This window comes from Gorillibacterium terrae, assembly GCF_051594785.1.
Lineage (GTDB): Bacteria > Bacillota > Bacilli > Paenibacillales > NBRC-103111 > Gorillibacterium.
This window is the reverse complement of the sequence record NZ_JBPPGI010000001.1, coordinates 1,738,344-1,752,085: the sequence shown is the minus strand read 5'-3', so window position 1 is coordinate 1,752,085 and position 13,742 is coordinate 1,738,344. Positions and strand designations below refer to the sequence as shown.

14 protein-coding genes are annotated in these 13,742 nt (G+C 59.9%); 4 read left to right on the top strand and 10 right to left on the bottom strand.

The annotated features are described in order from the left end of the window. Positions 1-29 precede the first annotated feature (29 nt). Complete coding sequence (locus tag ACSEXS_RS07660) at positions 30-602, bottom strand: 4Fe-4S single cluster domain-containing protein (RefSeq protein WP_438432569.1); 573 nt, start codon at positions 600-602, stop codon at positions 30-32. After that, a complete protein-coding gene (locus ACSEXS_RS07655) occupies positions 595-2,913 on the bottom strand; it encodes an anaerobic ribonucleoside triphosphate reductase (RefSeq protein WP_438432568.1) in 2,319 nt (772 codons plus the stop codon). The genes ACSEXS_RS07660 and ACSEXS_RS07655 overlap by 8 nt, the downstream gene beginning before the upstream one ends. A gap of 532 nt (positions 2,914-3,445) precedes the next feature. On the opposite strand from ACSEXS_RS07655, the gene ACSEXS_RS07650 reads away from it, so the two are divergent. After that, entirely contained in the window at positions 3,446-4,993 is a 1,548-nt protein-coding gene (locus ACSEXS_RS07650; protein ID WP_438432567.1) for an MDR family MFS transporter, read from the top strand. Positions 4,994-5,275: 282 nt separating this feature from the next. Here ACSEXS_RS07650 and ACSEXS_RS07645 read toward each other — a convergent pair whose 3' ends face one another. Beyond that, complete coding sequence (locus tag ACSEXS_RS07645) at positions 5,276-5,821, bottom strand: hypothetical protein (RefSeq protein WP_438432566.1); 546 nt, start codon at positions 5,819-5,821, stop codon at positions 5,276-5,278. Between the two features lie 240 nt (positions 5,822-6,061). Here ACSEXS_RS07645 and ACSEXS_RS07640 point away from each other — a divergent pair, with 240 nt between their 5' ends. After that, the gene (locus tag ACSEXS_RS07640; protein ID WP_438432565.1) at positions 6,062-7,225 is read left to right on the top strand and encodes a virulence factor; all 1,164 of its coding nucleotides are present in this window, start codon (positions 6,062-6,064) and stop codon (positions 7,223-7,225) included. Between the two features lie 124 nt (positions 7,226-7,349). On the opposite strand, the gene ACSEXS_RS07635 is transcribed toward ACSEXS_RS07640, so the two are convergent. From ACSEXS_RS07635 to ACSEXS_RS07625, 3 genes are read right to left on the bottom strand one after another with little or no spacing between them, the layout of a single operon-like run. Beyond that, positions 7,350-8,219 (bottom strand): PPK2 family polyphosphate kinase, encoded by an 870-nt coding sequence (locus ACSEXS_RS07635; RefSeq protein WP_438432564.1) that lies wholly within the window; start codon positions 8,217-8,219, stop codon positions 7,350-7,352. A gap of 35 nt (positions 8,220-8,254) precedes the next feature. Continuing rightward, the gene (locus tag ACSEXS_RS07630; RefSeq protein WP_438432563.1) at positions 8,255-8,920 is read right to left on the bottom strand and encodes a LysE family translocator; all 666 of its coding nucleotides are present in this window, start codon (positions 8,918-8,920) and stop codon (positions 8,255-8,257) included. 12 nt (positions 8,921-8,932) lie between these two features. After that, on the bottom strand, positions 8,933-9,373 hold the full coding sequence (locus ACSEXS_RS07625) for an Lrp/AsnC family transcriptional regulator (RefSeq protein ID WP_438432562.1): 441 nt from the start codon (positions 9,371-9,373) through the stop codon (positions 8,933-8,935). A gap of 225 nt (positions 9,374-9,598) precedes the next feature. Here ACSEXS_RS07625 and ACSEXS_RS07620 point away from each other — a divergent pair, with 225 nt between their 5' ends. Further along, positions 9,599-9,841 (top strand): helix-turn-helix domain-containing protein, encoded by a 243-nt coding sequence (locus tag ACSEXS_RS07620; RefSeq protein WP_438432561.1) that lies wholly within the window; start codon positions 9,599-9,601, stop codon positions 9,839-9,841. A 48-nt stretch (positions 9,842-9,889) separates the two neighbouring features. After that, complete coding sequence (gene def, locus ACSEXS_RS07615) at positions 9,890-10,405, top strand: peptide deformylase (RefSeq protein WP_438432560.1); 516 nt, start codon at positions 9,890-9,892, stop codon at positions 10,403-10,405. Positions 10,406-10,410: 5 nt separating this feature from the next. Here the strand turns inward: def and coaW are convergent, their stop codons facing one another. The 4 genes from coaW to ACSEXS_RS07595 all read right to left on the bottom strand — a co-directional run bounded on the left by coaW (position 10,411) and on the right by ACSEXS_RS07595 (position 13,653). Beyond that, the gene (coaW, locus tag ACSEXS_RS07610) at positions 10,411-11,250 is read right to left on the bottom strand and encodes a type II pantothenate kinase (protein ID WP_438432559.1); all 840 of its coding nucleotides are present in this window, start codon (positions 11,248-11,250) and stop codon (positions 10,411-10,413) included. Positions 11,251-11,337: 87 nt separating this feature from the next. Then, positions 11,338-12,261 (bottom strand): MBL fold metallo-hydrolase, encoded by a 924-nt coding sequence (locus ACSEXS_RS07605; protein ID WP_438432558.1) that lies wholly within the window; start codon positions 12,259-12,261, stop codon positions 11,338-11,340. A 91-nt stretch (positions 12,262-12,352) separates the two neighbouring features. Beyond that, a complete protein-coding gene (gene dmpI, locus ACSEXS_RS07600; protein ID WP_438432557.1) occupies positions 12,353-12,538 on the bottom strand; it encodes a 4-oxalocrotonate tautomerase DmpI in 186 nt (61 codons plus the stop codon). 86 nt (positions 12,539-12,624) lie between these two features. Next, the gene (locus tag ACSEXS_RS07595) at positions 12,625-13,653 is read right to left on the bottom strand and encodes a phosphotransferase enzyme family protein (RefSeq protein ID WP_438432556.1); all 1,029 of its coding nucleotides are present in this window, start codon (positions 13,651-13,653) and stop codon (positions 12,625-12,627) included. Between the last annotated feature and the right edge of the window lie 89 nt (positions 13,654-13,742).

The window sequence follows — 13,742 nt, the reverse complement described above, 5'->3', positions numbered from 1 at the left end:
ATAAAAAAACAACCCGAAGCCGGATGGCTTCAGGTTGTCCCGATCCGTGCAAAGCACGCTTGCAGGAGCGCTTCTTCCTCCAAGGGAACCGCGCGTCCGAGCCGGAGCGACGCCCCGGCGTCGAGAATCCGCTGATTGGACGAGCCGCGGAAGCGAAGCAGCGGGTTGCGCAGGCGGGCGACGAACGGCCCGTCCACGAGAATGTCCGTCTCCGCCAGGAGCTTAGGCCAGCCCTTGGCCTCCCCTTGCGGGGCGATGAGACGCTCCAGCGTATAGCCGGAATAGGTCATGACGGACAGCCCGAGGGCATGCGCGCCCGACGCCAGCTCCGTCAGGGCAGGCGCCTGCTCGAAGGGCTCGCCGCCGCTCAGCGTGACGCCGTCGAGCAGCGGGTTGGCCCGAATCCGGTCCAACAGGGACGAAACGGATTCGAGCGTCCCGCCTTCGAACGCGTGCGTGTGGGGATTATGGCAGCCAGGGCAAGCATGCGGGCAGCCCTGGGTGAAGACGGTGAACCGCAGGCCGGGCCCGTCCACGATGGAATCGTCCACCCAGCCCGCCAGCCGAAGCATGCCGTCCGGAATCCTGCGCTCCTTATCCATGCTTCACGCGGTCCCGTTCTTCCGCTTTCTTGGCATCGTTGAACCGGTCGAGGGTGCCCACCAGGTATCCGGTAATCCGGCGGATGCGTTCGAACGACCCCCGGCCGTCCGCTTCGGTCCGTCCGCAGGACGGGCAGCTCTCCTCGATGACGCCGGAGTAGCCGCAGACCGGATCGCGGTCCAGCGGGTGATTGATCGAGCCGTAGCCGATGCCCGCTTCTTTCATGGCGCGGACAACCTTCTCGAAGGCCGGCAGGTTGAAGGTCGGGTCGCCGTCCAATTCGACGTAGGTGATATGCCCGGCATTGGTCAGCTCGTGGTAAGGCGCTTCGATGCGAATCTTCTCGAAGGCGCTCAGCTGGTGATAGACCGGAACATGGAAGCCGTTCGTGTAGTAATCGCGGTCGGTCACGCCCGGAATGGAGCCGAAGCGCTTGCGGTCCATTTTGACAAACCGTCCCGCCGTGCCTTCCGCCGGAGTGGCCAGCAGCGTAAAGTTCAACCGGTACAGCTCGCCGGCGTCGTCCATCCGCTTGCGCATGTGCCGGACGATCCGGAGCCCGAGCTCGCGTGCTGCCTCCGATTCGCCGTGGTGCTCGCCGATGAGCGCCTTCAGGCATTCGGCCAGTCCGATGAAGCCGACCGACAGGCTGCCGTGCTTGAGAATCTCGCGGATTTTATCCTCGCGGCCCAGTTTCTCGGAATCGATCCAGATGCCCTGTCCCATGAGGAACGGGAAGTTCTTTACTTTCTTCTCCGCCTGGATCTCGAAGCGTTCCAACAGCTGATCGATAACCAGATCGATCTTCTGGTCCAGCTCGGCGAAGAAGCCGTCGATGTCCGACCGGTGCTTGATCGCAAGGCGCGGCAGCGGAATCGTCGTGAAGCTCAGGTTGCCGCGGCCGTGGGTTACTTCCCGTTCCGGATCGTGAATATTGCCGATCACGCGGGTGCGGCAGCCCATGTAGGCAATCTCCGTCTCCGGCCGCCCTTCCCGGTAATATTGCAGGTTGAAGGGGGCGTCGATGAACGAGAAGTTCGGGAACAGCCGCTTCGCGCTGACCCGGCAGGCCAGTTGGAACAGATCGTAGTTGGGATCGCCCGGATTGTAGTTGATGCCTTCCTTCACCCGGAAGATCTGGATCGGGAAGATCGGCGTCTCGCCATGGCCGAGTCCCGCTTCCGTCGCGAGCAGGATGCTGCGGACGACCAGCCTGCCCTCCGGGGAGCGGTCCGTGCCGTAGTTGATCGAGCTGAACGGAATTTGCGCTCCGGCCCGGCTGTGCATGGTGTTCAGGTTGTGGATCAGCGCTTCCATCGCCTGATAGGTGCTGCGCTCGGTCTCGGCTTTGGCGTCGGCTAGGGCAAACTGCTGTGCTTTCCGGGCCAAGAGCGGTTCGCCGAATGCCTCGGTCAGCTCGGTCAGCTCCGCTTCGAGCTCCGCATCGGTGCGAACCAACCGGGGAACGATGCCGCGCTCCGTCCAGCTTTGGAAGAGCTCCGTCAGACGTGCCTTCGCTGCCTGGTCATCGTTTCCGAGCAGCTCGGCGGCCTTCAGCAGGTTCTTCTTATAGAAGCGATTGTACGTCTTGACGACGCCGCCCGCCATGCCGTAATCGAAGTTGGGAATGCTCTGCCCGCCGTGCTGGTCGTTCTGGTTGGATTGAATGGCGATGCAGGCCAGAGCCGAATAGCTGTTGATGTCGTTGGGCTCCCTCAGCTCACCGTGGCCGGTGCCGAAGCCGCCTTCGAACAGCTTCTGGATGTCGATCTGACAGCAGGTGGTCGTCAGCGTCAGGAAGTCGAGATCATGGATATGGATATCGCCCTGCTTGTGGGCGGCGGCATGCTCCGGCTTCAGCACGAACAGCTCGTAAAATTGCTTGGCGCCTTCGGACCCGTATTTCAGCATCGTGCCCATCGCCGTGTTGCCGTCGATGTTGGCATTTTCCCGCTTCAGGTCATTGGCCTCGGCTTCCTGATAGGTAAGGTCCTCATAGACCTTCATCAGCCGCATGTTCATTTCGCGCGACCGGGTCCGCTCCGCCCGGTACAAGATATAGGCCTTCGAGGTTTCGGCGAGTCCGGATTTGATCAGCGTCCGCTCCACGGTATCCTGAATGTCCTCCACATGGGGGACGCGGTGGGCCAGATCCTTTTCCAGCTCCAAGGCCACCTGCTCGGCCAGATGGAGAGATTCCTCATAGCCCGCCTCTCCCGTCGCCGAAGCCGCCTTCCAGATGGCTTGTCCGATTTTCTCGATGGTGAACGGCGCTTCCCGGCCGTCCCGCTTGCGAATTTTCATGAGCATGATGGCTATCCCCTTACCTGAAAATGTGACAATTGCCACAAGAGCACAGAAAAAATAAAGCGCATACACCCCTTGACAATTCCTTGAGGCACTGCTCTCCATTCGGTGAATTTTCCTGTAGCAAATCCGTAATTGTGTCCATATGTAGTATAGCAAAACAAACAATACTTCAAGATATAGTGCCTGTCAAGATTACCGGCCCCTCTTCGATCCGCTCGGCTGCAGCCGAAAAATCGGATACCGACGGGCGAAACAGCGGTTTCGAAGAGGTTCTCCGAGTCCCCCCATGTGCAAAAATTCTCCAAGCTGTCACGATTGAATCCAGTTTACCGGATAAAGGACCAAAAGCCCCTTGACCCCGGAAATCAACTTTGCTATTAGCCATTGCTTCCTCTATTCCTGCCGTTCAATCTTGTCCGTTATTTGACTTTGCCCCATGCCCCTCTTACACTGAAAATGGAAAATGGAACCGATCGCCTTCTGCACCTCGCAGACGGCTTAAGTCGGCGGACCTCATGAAGGAGTTGGCGCAATGGAATCCAAGAAAAGCAATTTGAAGTTCATCATCACCGGCTTGCTCCTCGGCATTCTCATGTCGGCAATGGACAATACCATCGTCGCAACCGCGATGGGCACCATCGTTTCCAAGCTGGGCGGGTACGATCAGTTTATCTGGGTCACTTCGGCCTACATAGTGGCGACCATGGCAGGTATGCCGATCTTCGGCAAGCTGTCCGACATGTACGGGCGGAAACGGTTCTTCGTGTTCGGCCTCGTTGTGTTCCTCATCGGCTCCATGCTGTGCGGAATATCCCAGAATATCGTTCAGCTAAGCTTGTTCCGGGCGCTTCAGGGCATCGGCGGCGGGGCGCTCATGCCGATCGCTTTCACGATTGTGTTCGATATCTTCCCGCCCGAGAAGCGCGGCAAGATCACGGCTCTGCTTGGGGCTACCTTCGGCTCGGCCAGCGTACTGGGGCCTCTGCTCGGGGCATACTTGACGGAGTATATCGCCTGGAACTGGGTCTTTTACGTTAATGTGCCGATCGGGGCGGTGGCGCTCGTGCTCATTCTCCGCTATTATCACGAGTCTCCCGTTCACGAGAAACAAACCATCGATTGGTTGGGGGCAGCCTCCCTCGTCATCTCGGTCGTCAGCCTGATGTTCGCCTTGGAGCTGGGCGGCAAGAAGCTCGCCTGGGATTCGGTTCCCCTCCTGCTGTTATTCGCCAGCTTCGCGGTATTCCTGGTCGCCTTCTTCCTTATCGAGCGCCGGGCGAAGGAGCCCATCATTTCCTTCTGGCTGTTCCGCAAGCGGTTGTTCGCCTATTCTCAGGTCCTCGCTCTCCTGTATGGCGCGACCTTCATCATCTTGACCATTTACATACCGATCTTCGTCCAGGCCGTCTATGGAGGCAGCGCGACCTCTGCGGGGCTCATCCTGACCCCGATGATGCTCGGCTCGGTTGTGGGGAGCGCCATCAGCGGCGTCTACCAGACCAAGACCAGCTTCCGCAGCCTGATGGTGCTGTCCATCATCGCCTTCCTGGCGGGCATGGCGCTGTTATCGACAGTCGATCCGGAGACCCCGCGAATTCTGCTGACGCTCTATATGACACTGGCAGGCTTCGGAGTGGGCTTCTCGTTCTCGCTCCTGCCGACCGCTTCCAGCCATGGCTTGGAACCCCGCTTCCGGGGAACGGCCAATTCGACCAACTCGTTCCTCCGCTCGCTCGGCATGACGCTCGGCATCACCATCTTCGGCGCGATTCAGAACCGAACGTTCCTGAACCGGCTGGCCGAGCAATTCCAGGGAATGGGCGGCGGCCAAGGGGCGTCTGGCGGTCTTTCCTTCGGCTCGGGGGACACGCGTTCCCTGTTCACGGATGCCGAACGGGCCAAAATTCCGCCGCAGATTCTCGACAAGATCGTGAGCGCCATGTCCTCCTCGATCACCCACATCTTTCTCTTGGCGCTGATTCCGCTCGCTTTCGCGGCTGTGGCGGTCGCCGGTATGGGCGGCGAGCGGGTCGAGGTTTCCTCTCCCGGACCCAAGCCGTCGGCCGACGGACCGCATTAAACCGAGAGACGCCTCCATACCCACTCAAAAAGGGGAATGGAGGCGTCTTGCCCTTTATTCGGAACGGAGCACGTTCCGGCTGGATGCTTTCACTCCATTTCCCTCTACGAAGGTTGCCGCCGTTACCTCCGGGAAACCGGTCTTATTTTCGCCGGGTAAGGGCGTGCGTGCTTCTCCCAACTCAAAAAAGGCAACTCTCCGGCGGATGGGCCGCTTGGAGAATTGCCTTTTCCCTTACATGCTCGATTGGTTTGCCAGAGCTCCCCAAGAGCAGAGCTCTTCTTACGGGTTCGCAATGTCGCTAATGATATAATTCCCGTCGGCATTCTTCTTGGCGGTGTAGACTCCGCCGTCCTTCAAGGTCATCTTGACTTCGTCGGCGGTGCCCGAGAACGTTACGTCGTCCTTGGATGCGGTAGCCAGGATGGAAGCCGTGACGAACGGTTCCGCCTTGACCAGAATCGGGGCCTTGGAATCGTCGGCGATGTAATAGGCGACCACCTTATCCGTCAAAGCCGGGTCCAGGTAGGCATTCAGGAAATCCACCGCCGCCGCCTTCGTGGTGGCGATATTCGGATTCAAGACGGGCTTGCCGTCCTCCGTCGTTTCTTGACCGAACAACTGGCCGATCTTCTCTTCGGCAAGACGTCCGGCAATGTATGCCTTCGCCTGATACATGGCGGCGTCTTCCGTCGGAGCGGCAGTCGGAGCGGCCGAAGCCGATTGAGTCGGAGAAGCGGATTCCGCATTCTTCTTGTCCGAGGAACAAGCCGCTGCGAACAGGGACAAAGACAAAATCAGTGCGCCAAGCATTGCTTTCTTGTACATATGGTAACCCCCTCTATATAGGCTGTTGCGTGAGCACAACAAGTACTTACTTTACTCCAAGCTCTTTCGGAATGCAATGCATATTCGGGATTCTACACCGGGAACCTTTTGTTATAGCCGAATCCTCCGACGAATCCGCTGGTCATGGCTGACAACCGCCTGGTTTTCGGTCTGGGCGAGTCTCTGTGGTACTATAGAGAAAGCAGATATCCGCCTAGGCGGTGAAAGGATGTGAATGGCATGAAGCTGTTGTCCATTGAACCGACGCCGAGTCCCAACTCGATGAAGCTGAATCTCGATGAAACGCTGCCTGCGGGCGACCGTCGCACGTATACGCCGGACGATGTCGACCGCGCCCCCGAACCGGCTCGCGGCTTGCTGGCCATTCCCGGGGTAACCGGCTTGTACCACGCGGCCGACTTCATGGCCCTGGACCGTCACCCGAAGAGCGACTGGCAGCCGATTCTGCGCCGGGTGCGCGAGCTGTTCGGCGATGCCTCGGCCGAACGTGCCGATACGCAGGGCACTTCCGCTGCCGGAGACGGCGGGGTGCCGCAGGCGCTTTTGACCGAAGCCTGGGGAGAGGTGCGGGTGGCCGTGCAATACTTCCGCGGCATTCCGATGCAGATCCGCGCTTATTCCGCCGATACGGAGGAGCGGCTGGCGCTTCCCCCCCGCTTTGCCGCCGCGGCCATGGAAGCGGGGCTGGCTTCGCCTAACCTGATCAAGGAGCGCAAGCTGGAGGAGCATGGAATCCGCTACGGCGAGCTGCGGGATGTTCTCGCGGAGGTCGCCGCCGAGCTGGAAGCGGCTTATTCCGACGACCGGCTCCGGGAACTGGTGAAAGGCGCCGCGCAGCTGGTGCCGGGAGAAACCCCGGAGCGCAAGGACGTATCCCTCACCGAAGCGGAGGAAGCGTTGCGGCATGAGGATTGGCAGGTCCGCTATGCGGCGCTGGAGCGGATCAAGCCGTCCGAGGAAGCCCTGCCCCTGCTTGCGGCGGCGCTGGCGGATGAGAAGGTATCGATCCGTCGACTCGCCGCCGTCTACCTTGGGGATGTGCGGACTCCGGAAGCGATGAAGCTGCTGTACGGCGCCCTGCAGGATTCCTCCGCCATCGTTCGCCGGACCGTGGGGGACACCTTGTCCGACATCGGCGATCCGGAGGCTGCCGGCCCGATGGCGACCGCTCTGCTGGACCGCAACAAGCTGGTGCGGTGGCGGGCGGCCCGTTTTCTCTACGAAGCGGGGGACGAGCGGATGCTGCCCGCTCTGCGGGCGGCCGAGGACGATCCCGAATTCGAGGTGCGGCTGCAGATCCGCATGGCGATCCAGCGGATCGAGAGCGGCGAAGAGGCCGCCGGATCCGTCTGGCAGCAGATGACCGGCCGCGAGCGCAGTTAACGGCCCATTCAACCGGCCGCTCGCCGGCTATCCAGGCCTGTAAGCGGCCAATAGAAATAAGCGTTCGCCCGGAAGGCAGTCGGCCTTCGGGCGAACGCTTTTTCAAATCCGAGCTTTCCCCATCTTACTTTTTCTGGCCGGTCTCCAGCTGTTCTACAGCCTTTTCCGCGGTCTTTCGCGCCAGGGGATCGTCCTCGATGAGCGATTGATACCGGCTGAGGTCGACCTTCGGGTAAGCCAGGTTCAAATCCTTGAAGGCCGAGACAATGATCTTCAGCGCCAGGAAATCGCGAAACCAGCGGTGGTTGGCCGGCACGACATACCACGGGTTGCGCTTGGTCGAGGTCGTGGAAAGAACGTCGTTGTACGCGTTTTGGTAATCGTCCCAGAACCGCCGTTCCTCCAAGTCGCTGTGGTCGAACTTCCACAGCTTCTCCGGATTGACCATCCGCTCTTGAATCTTCTTCAGTTGAAAATCGGAAGAGATGTGCAGGAAGAGCTTGACGATGGCAATGCCGCTGTCGGTCAGCAGCTTCTCGAAGCGTTCGATGTGCTTAAACCGTCGCTCCACCTCATCGTCGTCGATCAATTTATGAACGCGGGTAATCAGCACGTCCTCGTAATAAGACCGGTTAAAGGCCGTGATAAAGCCCTTGGGCGGGGTTACCTTATGCGTCCGCCAGAGGAAATCATGGGCCGCTTCCTCCGTGGTCGGGGCCTTGAAGCTCTCGGCCCGAAACCCTTGGGGGTTTAGCTCGGACAACACCTTCTTGATGACGCCGTCCTTGCCGCTGCAGTCCATTCCCTGGAAGAGGATGAGCACGCCGTTGGTCTTGCCGGCGAACAGCTTCTCCTGCTCCTCCCGCAATTCCTTCTTCAGCTTCTCGAATTCCTCTTCGATTTCCTCGCGGTCCTTGATCTTCCCCGTGTCCTCGGGGTCATACTTGTCCAAGGGTGTCTTGCTTTTGCCGCTGATCCGGTAATGATCGAGCATCGTCAATCCCTCCTCTTCTTACTCTAGTATTACCCTCATTCGGAGCCGCTGCCCACATCCGAAGCCTGCGGCAGTCCCTCGCCCGAATGCCCGGAACCGGACTGCGGGCCGCGCAGCTTGCTCCAGGCGAACCCGAGGAGCAGCAGCCCGACCGCCGCATTCAGCAAGCGGATCACGGAGGGGCCGAGCAGACTTTCCGCCGCGCTTCCGGCCGCCGCGATCAGGCTCAGGAAGCAGAGCGTCGCTCCGAGCGCCCCAATTCCGAATAAGCCGATATCGCGGCTGCGGTTCTCGGCGATCCGCGTGGTGAAGATCCCCGCCCAGAAGAGGATCGTCAGCGGATTTGAAGCCGTCAGCAGAAACCCGCGCCAAAACGGGCCGTAGCCCGATGCGGCGGAGAAGCCCTGGAAAGAAGGGAGCACGGAGACCGAGAAGCTTCCCAGCATCAGATCCAACCCGAACAAGCCGATAACGGCCGCCCCCAACCGCGAAGCCCAAAGCTTGACTTGTCCGCGGGCCAGAAAAGCGGTAATCCCCAGCATGGCCAGCGCCATAAAGAGACCGTCCGCGAGCGCCACGCCCGCCACCGCCCGCTCCCCCGAACCAAAGCCGCCGCGCGCTGCCGTCTGAAAAACAAACAGGCACACCGGGCCTACGGCCAGCTGCAGTAGCATGCCGAAGCGAAAGCCTTCCTTGATCATCGTCGTCATCCCTCACCGATTCATGGATTCCTTGGAGGAGGACAGGATGATGACCGTATTGCTCTTGCGGACTCCCTGACCTCGCTTGAGGGAATCGCCGATGAAGGACTCCAAGGCCTGCGTATCCTCGACCAGCACCTTCAACAGATAATCGTATTCCCCGGCGACGTGATGGCATTCGAGGACGGCGGGACATTCCGCCATGGCTTCCCGGAAGGGCTGCGCCCGTTCCGGATCGCCCAGCGTCACGAAGACATACGCCAGCAAGCTCCAACCCATCCGCGTCCGATTGAGCTTGACGGTGTATCCCTCGATGACCCCTCCTTCCTCCAGCTTGCGAATGCGTTCGGAAACGGCGGGAATGGAGAGCTTGACCTGTCTCCCAATCTCCGATGCCGACATGCGGCTGTTCCGTTTGAGCGCCTCCACAATCGCCCGATCGATGGAGTCCATGCTGTTCACCCTGCCCTTACCTAAGATTAAGCCGATCATATACTCGGCTTTCCCCGCTGTAAACCTTTTCGAAAAAAACGAGAAAAGCTTAGCTTAACCCGGCTTTCGGCTTAACTTTTTAAAGTGTGGTTGCGGAAATGCGAGCCTCGGTATAAGATGGTTAGGCGCCGCCAAACATTCTATGGCGGCGCCTAACCCTCCTCGAAAAGGTCGTGATGAACGCTCATGTTGATCTGGATGCTTCGCCAAGTCATGGCGGCCCGGGGAATCTGGTCCGGCGCTGCGCTGGGCCGATTATTGAAGGAGAAGGCGGGCTATGAGCTGTCGGCTCCATCGCTCAGTGCGCTCATCACGGGACAGCCCAAGCAGATGAAGGCGGAAACCCTCGATGCGCTGTGCAAGGCGCTCGATTGCACGCCGAACGACCTGTGGTGCTTTACCGTCGAGGACGGGGCGACGGCCGGTTAAGCCGGCTGTCCCGACAATTTCAAGAGTTCTTAAGAGAGGAAACCGAAGATGACGACAAGACCGATTCTCCCGTTCGGAGATCCCATTTTACGCAAAACCGCCAAGCCGGTAACCGAATTCAACGACCGGCTGTTCCGGCTGCTGGACGATCTGGCGGAGACCCTGTATGCCGCCGAAGGGCGCGCGGGTCTTGCCGCCCCGCAGATCGGCGTCCTGAGAAGGGTCATCGTCATGGACTGCGGCGAAGGCTTGATCGAACTGATCAATCCGGTCATCGTGGAGCAGAGCGGAGAGCAGTACGGGTCGGAAGGGTGCTTGTCCTATCCCGGCTATTACGGCATGGTCCGCCGGGCTAACCGGGTGAAGATCACGACAATGGACCGGTCGGGCCATCCATCGACGCTCGAGGCGGAAGGCTACCTGGCCCGCTGCATCCAGCATGAAATCGATCATCTCGACGGCGTGCTCTACATCGACCGCATCCAAAACGGCGAGCTGTATTTCAATCAGACCGGCCAGCCGGCGAGTCTGTACGCCATTCTTCAGAAAACCCGAAAACCCTGACGGGATTAACGCGTCAAGCTAAGCCAAGCGCCGATCGCCCCGCAGAAGCCGCCGTTACGCAGCATAACCGGCTCGCATTCGCGGATGCGCGTGTACCTTTCCACGATAGCGGACAGCGGCGCATTGCCCTCGAACAGAGAGCCGGCATAGACCACCTTGCCAGTTCCTGCCATGGCGGCAGCCATGACGCTGACGGTGGTGATCGTCTCGCCGACAAGCCCCAACACCGACAGCAGAATATCCGCTTTCCCGGGAGCAGCGGCGCCGGTCCGGACATTTCCAAAATTGCTTGCCGTCAGATCGCCGGGAATGGGCGGCTCCGCTCCCTCATAGATATGCGAGACGAGCAGATCGACCCGCTCCCGGTCTCCGTCAAGCGATTCGCGGATGATGGCATCGAACTCCCGCTCCCCGGTCAGGAGAGACGACAGGCCCAACACCGTGCCCCCGCCTATCCCCGTCCCGATGATCCGGTGCGAGCCGTCCGCATTCACCTGATGCACCGAGGTGCCGGTACCCGCGTTGGTCAGAATGAACGAGTCGGGCGCCTGACCGTCCTGTTGCAACAGATATAGCGCTCCGCGAACGGTGGCCTCGAACTCGCCCAGCTCGCGGAGCTCTTCGTTTACCCGGCCAAGAAGCCCGGCGAGCACGCGGCTCTTTCCTCCGGTCAGGCAAACTCGGGCCCCCGGATGTCCGGCAATCCAGTCTGCCGCTTCTCCGATCCGGGCAGTCGGAATCTTCAGCGTATGCGGCGCTTCCATTCCCGCTCCCCGGCTGTATGCGATTTTGATCAGGGTTCCCCCCGCATCCACTCCAATAACGGTACTGCTGCTGTCCGACATGCTGTGTTCCTCCAGGCTGTTGATTTCCGCGCCTTATTCCTCGCCGACATGTCCTGCCCTATCTCTTTCTCCCGTTTGACTCTCTTTCTATTGAGGAAAGGCGTTCTTCCGGATGTATTCCAGGTTCGGTATGTACAAAAAATCGGCCTTCCAAGCGCGGTAAGCGTCGGGAACCCGGTCCCCGGCGGCTGGATCGCCCGCTAACCGAAGAAGGTCCTGCAGGTAAGCCTTCATGGCGGTAATGGACCCCGAGCCGTCGACCGGACCGTGTCCGGGAATGACCTTAGCATAGTGCGCGCGCTCCAGTTTGGTCAAGGTGTTCACCCAGCCGGGCGGATCTCCGCCCTCCAGCATGGGATGGTTCTCGACGCTGACGAGGTCCCCGGCGAACAGGACGCCCGCTTCGGGAACCTCTGCGATGAGGTCGGACGCGGTATGCCCGGCTCCGCAGGAGATAAGCCGGACCGATCGGGCTGGACCGTCGATCCGCCGCTCGGCCGCGATCGTCTCGGTCGGAAGCGTCAGCCTTAGCTCCGGCAGCGCTAGCCGCATTTCCTTCAGAAAGGAAATCCGGGCCGAAAGCCCCTCCTCGCCGCCTGCCTCGACAGCCGTTTCCCATTGCCGCTCCAGCTCCTCGATGTCCCGGTCCAGCTGAGGCAGCATCTCCTGCTGACGGCGGATGCGGGCGGGATGCTCCGCTTCCATGAGTCGCCGGGTTTCCGGGTCGGACAGGATCGGAGCCTCCTCGAAGACTTGATTGCCACGAACGTGGTCACCGTGCCAGTGGCTGTTGACGACGAGAAACTCCGTTCGACCGGTCATCCGTTCGGCGGCTGCGCGTAAATCCCGTGCGGCTTGGGGCGAATTGAAGGTATCGAAGACCACGATCCGATCGCCGAGGTCAACGAATCCCGCATTTCCCATCGCCCCTCCCTCTTCTCTTGCGATGGCCGCGTAGACGCCTTCTGCCGCTTCCTCCAAATCAAAGTGCCGCGAGGTCCATCCTATCACCGCGTTTCCCCCCTTTATCTTTATAGGCTTGGCTAAAAAAAGAAAAGCCCGGTCGGGCGGACCGAAGCTTCTCTTCTTCCAGTTGGTTGCCTTACTTGCGGTCGGACAGCAGCATCGTGCCGTTGCCTACGTTGTCCATGCTATTCTCCCGGATAATGGTCATGAACGCTTGTTCCGGAATGTGGGTGATCTCGCTCGCCTTGGCAACGAGCTCCTTCACGAGCGCCGCCTTCTGTTCCTTCGTGATTTGGCCGAGCTCCAGGGTAATGAGAGGCATGACTTTACCGCCTTTCCTTATTGAATGCGATCCCGTTTAGTATAAGATTCCGCATTCGGCCAAGCTGTGACTATTTTCACGGTTGCTCATCCTTGGAGGAGAGCGTGATAATCCACCGTCACAATCGGGACATCCCGCTCGATGCGCTCCCGGTTTTCCTTCAGGATCCGCCGGGCTCCTGCGTCTTTTTCCAGTTCCTCGGGGCCGACTTTCTTCTTGATGACCAAATACAAGGTTAGGTCGCGAAGCTTCAGGAGGGCCGGAATTTCGTTCAGCCAGACGGGATCGAGTGTATACTCTTCGGCATAGCCGCTCCAGAATGCACGGAAAAAGTCCGCCGCGAACCGGTCGCAGTCGCCTTGATACGATTCCGGCGTGGCCCATGCCGTCGCGTAGTATAGCGGGATCGCCAGATCGTGGGCGAACCAGGTGTAGGAGCAGTCGTCAAAGTCGAATACCCGCAGCCTGTCGCCGTCCACGAAGAAATTGCCGGGATGAATATCGGTATGCAGCAGACCGTAAGCATCGGCCGTGCGCGGAAGCCCCTTGAAGTGGCGGAATAAGGCCTCCAACTTCTCCAGCATCCACTCATCGTCCGCATCGATATAGTCCCTGGCATTCTGCAGCAGATCGTCTTCGTCCCAATGCGAACGCATCGGCAAATGCTCGGGACGGACGTAGCGGCAGGTAGCCCGATGGATTTCGCCCGTCTTCCGGCCCCACTCCCGGAACAAGCGCTCGTTCCATTCCTCGGGGTTCGCAAAGCGCGCATGATGCCCCTCCGCTTTCTCGAACAGGCTGGCGCTGAATACCGTACCGTCTTCGGCGGCAATCGGAACGACATACGCGCCGTTACTCGCGGCAAGCGGTCCCTGAAGCTCGACGCCTTCCCGCGCCAGATGCAGCACCCAATCCAGCTCGCTCTCTACCTCGGCCGGCTGCCGGTGGCTGCTGTGGGTAAAGCGGAGAATCACAGGCTCGCCTTCCCGGTAAGCTTCGTACACGTAATTCTCGAAGCTGCCCAGCTCCTTCATTCCTTCGGCCGATAAGCCGAAGGCTTGCAGCGCCCGCTGGACCACCGCTTCCGTAAACACCCGTTCAACCGCTTGCTCCATGGTAAAAACCCCCACTGTTTTTCTACCATTGTAAGGGGAGGGTCAAACCCGGGCAAGACCGAAAAGGATTAAAACCAATTTGGCAGTCC

What these genes read in the sequence shown, in the direction of transcription:
- ACSEXS_RS07660 (WP_438432569.1), bottom strand. Translation starts at nt 602, where the DNA reads ATGGATAAGGAGCGCAGGATTCCGGACGGCATGCTTCGGCTGGCGGGC.
- ACSEXS_RS07655 (WP_438432568.1), bottom strand. Translation starts at nt 2,913, where the DNA reads ATGCTCATGAAAATTCGCAAGCGGGACGGCCGGGAAGCGCCGTTCACC.
- ACSEXS_RS07650 (WP_438432567.1), top strand. Translation starts at nt 3,446, where the DNA reads ATGGAATCCAAGAAAAGCAATTTGAAGTTCATCATCACCGGCTTGCTC.
- ACSEXS_RS07645 (WP_438432566.1), bottom strand. Translation starts at nt 5,821, where the DNA reads ATGTACAAGAAAGCAATGCTTGGCGCACTGATTTTGTCTTTGTCCCTG.
- ACSEXS_RS07640 (WP_438432565.1), top strand. Translation starts at nt 6,062, where the DNA reads ATGAAGCTGTTGTCCATTGAACCGACGCCGAGTCCCAACTCGATGAAG.
- ACSEXS_RS07635 (WP_438432564.1), bottom strand. Translation starts at nt 8,219, where the DNA reads ATGCTCGATCATTACCGGATCAGCGGCAAAAGCAAGACACCCTTGGAC.
- ACSEXS_RS07630 (WP_438432563.1), bottom strand. Translation starts at nt 8,920, where the DNA reads ATGATCAAGGAAGGCTTTCGCTTCGGCATGCTACTGCAGCTGGCCGTA.
- ACSEXS_RS07625 (WP_438432562.1), bottom strand. Translation starts at nt 9,373, where the DNA reads ATGGACTCCATCGATCGGGCGATTGTGGAGGCGCTCAAACGGAACAGC.
- ACSEXS_RS07620 (WP_438432561.1), top strand. Translation starts at nt 9,599, where the DNA reads ATGTTGATCTGGATGCTTCGCCAAGTCATGGCGGCCCGGGGAATCTGG.
- def (WP_438432560.1), top strand. Translation starts at nt 9,890, where the DNA reads ATGACGACAAGACCGATTCTCCCGTTCGGAGATCCCATTTTACGCAAA.
- coaW (WP_438432559.1), bottom strand. Translation starts at nt 11,250, where the DNA reads ATGTCGGACAGCAGCAGTACCGTTATTGGAGTGGATGCGGGGGGAACC.
- dmpI (WP_438432557.1), bottom strand. Translation starts at nt 12,538, where the DNA reads ATGCCTCTCATTACCCTGGAGCTCGGCCAAATCACGAAGGAACAGAAG.
- ACSEXS_RS07595 (WP_438432556.1), bottom strand. Translation starts at nt 13,653, where the DNA reads ATGGAGCAAGCGGTTGAACGGGTGTTTACGGAAGCGGTGGTCCAGCGG.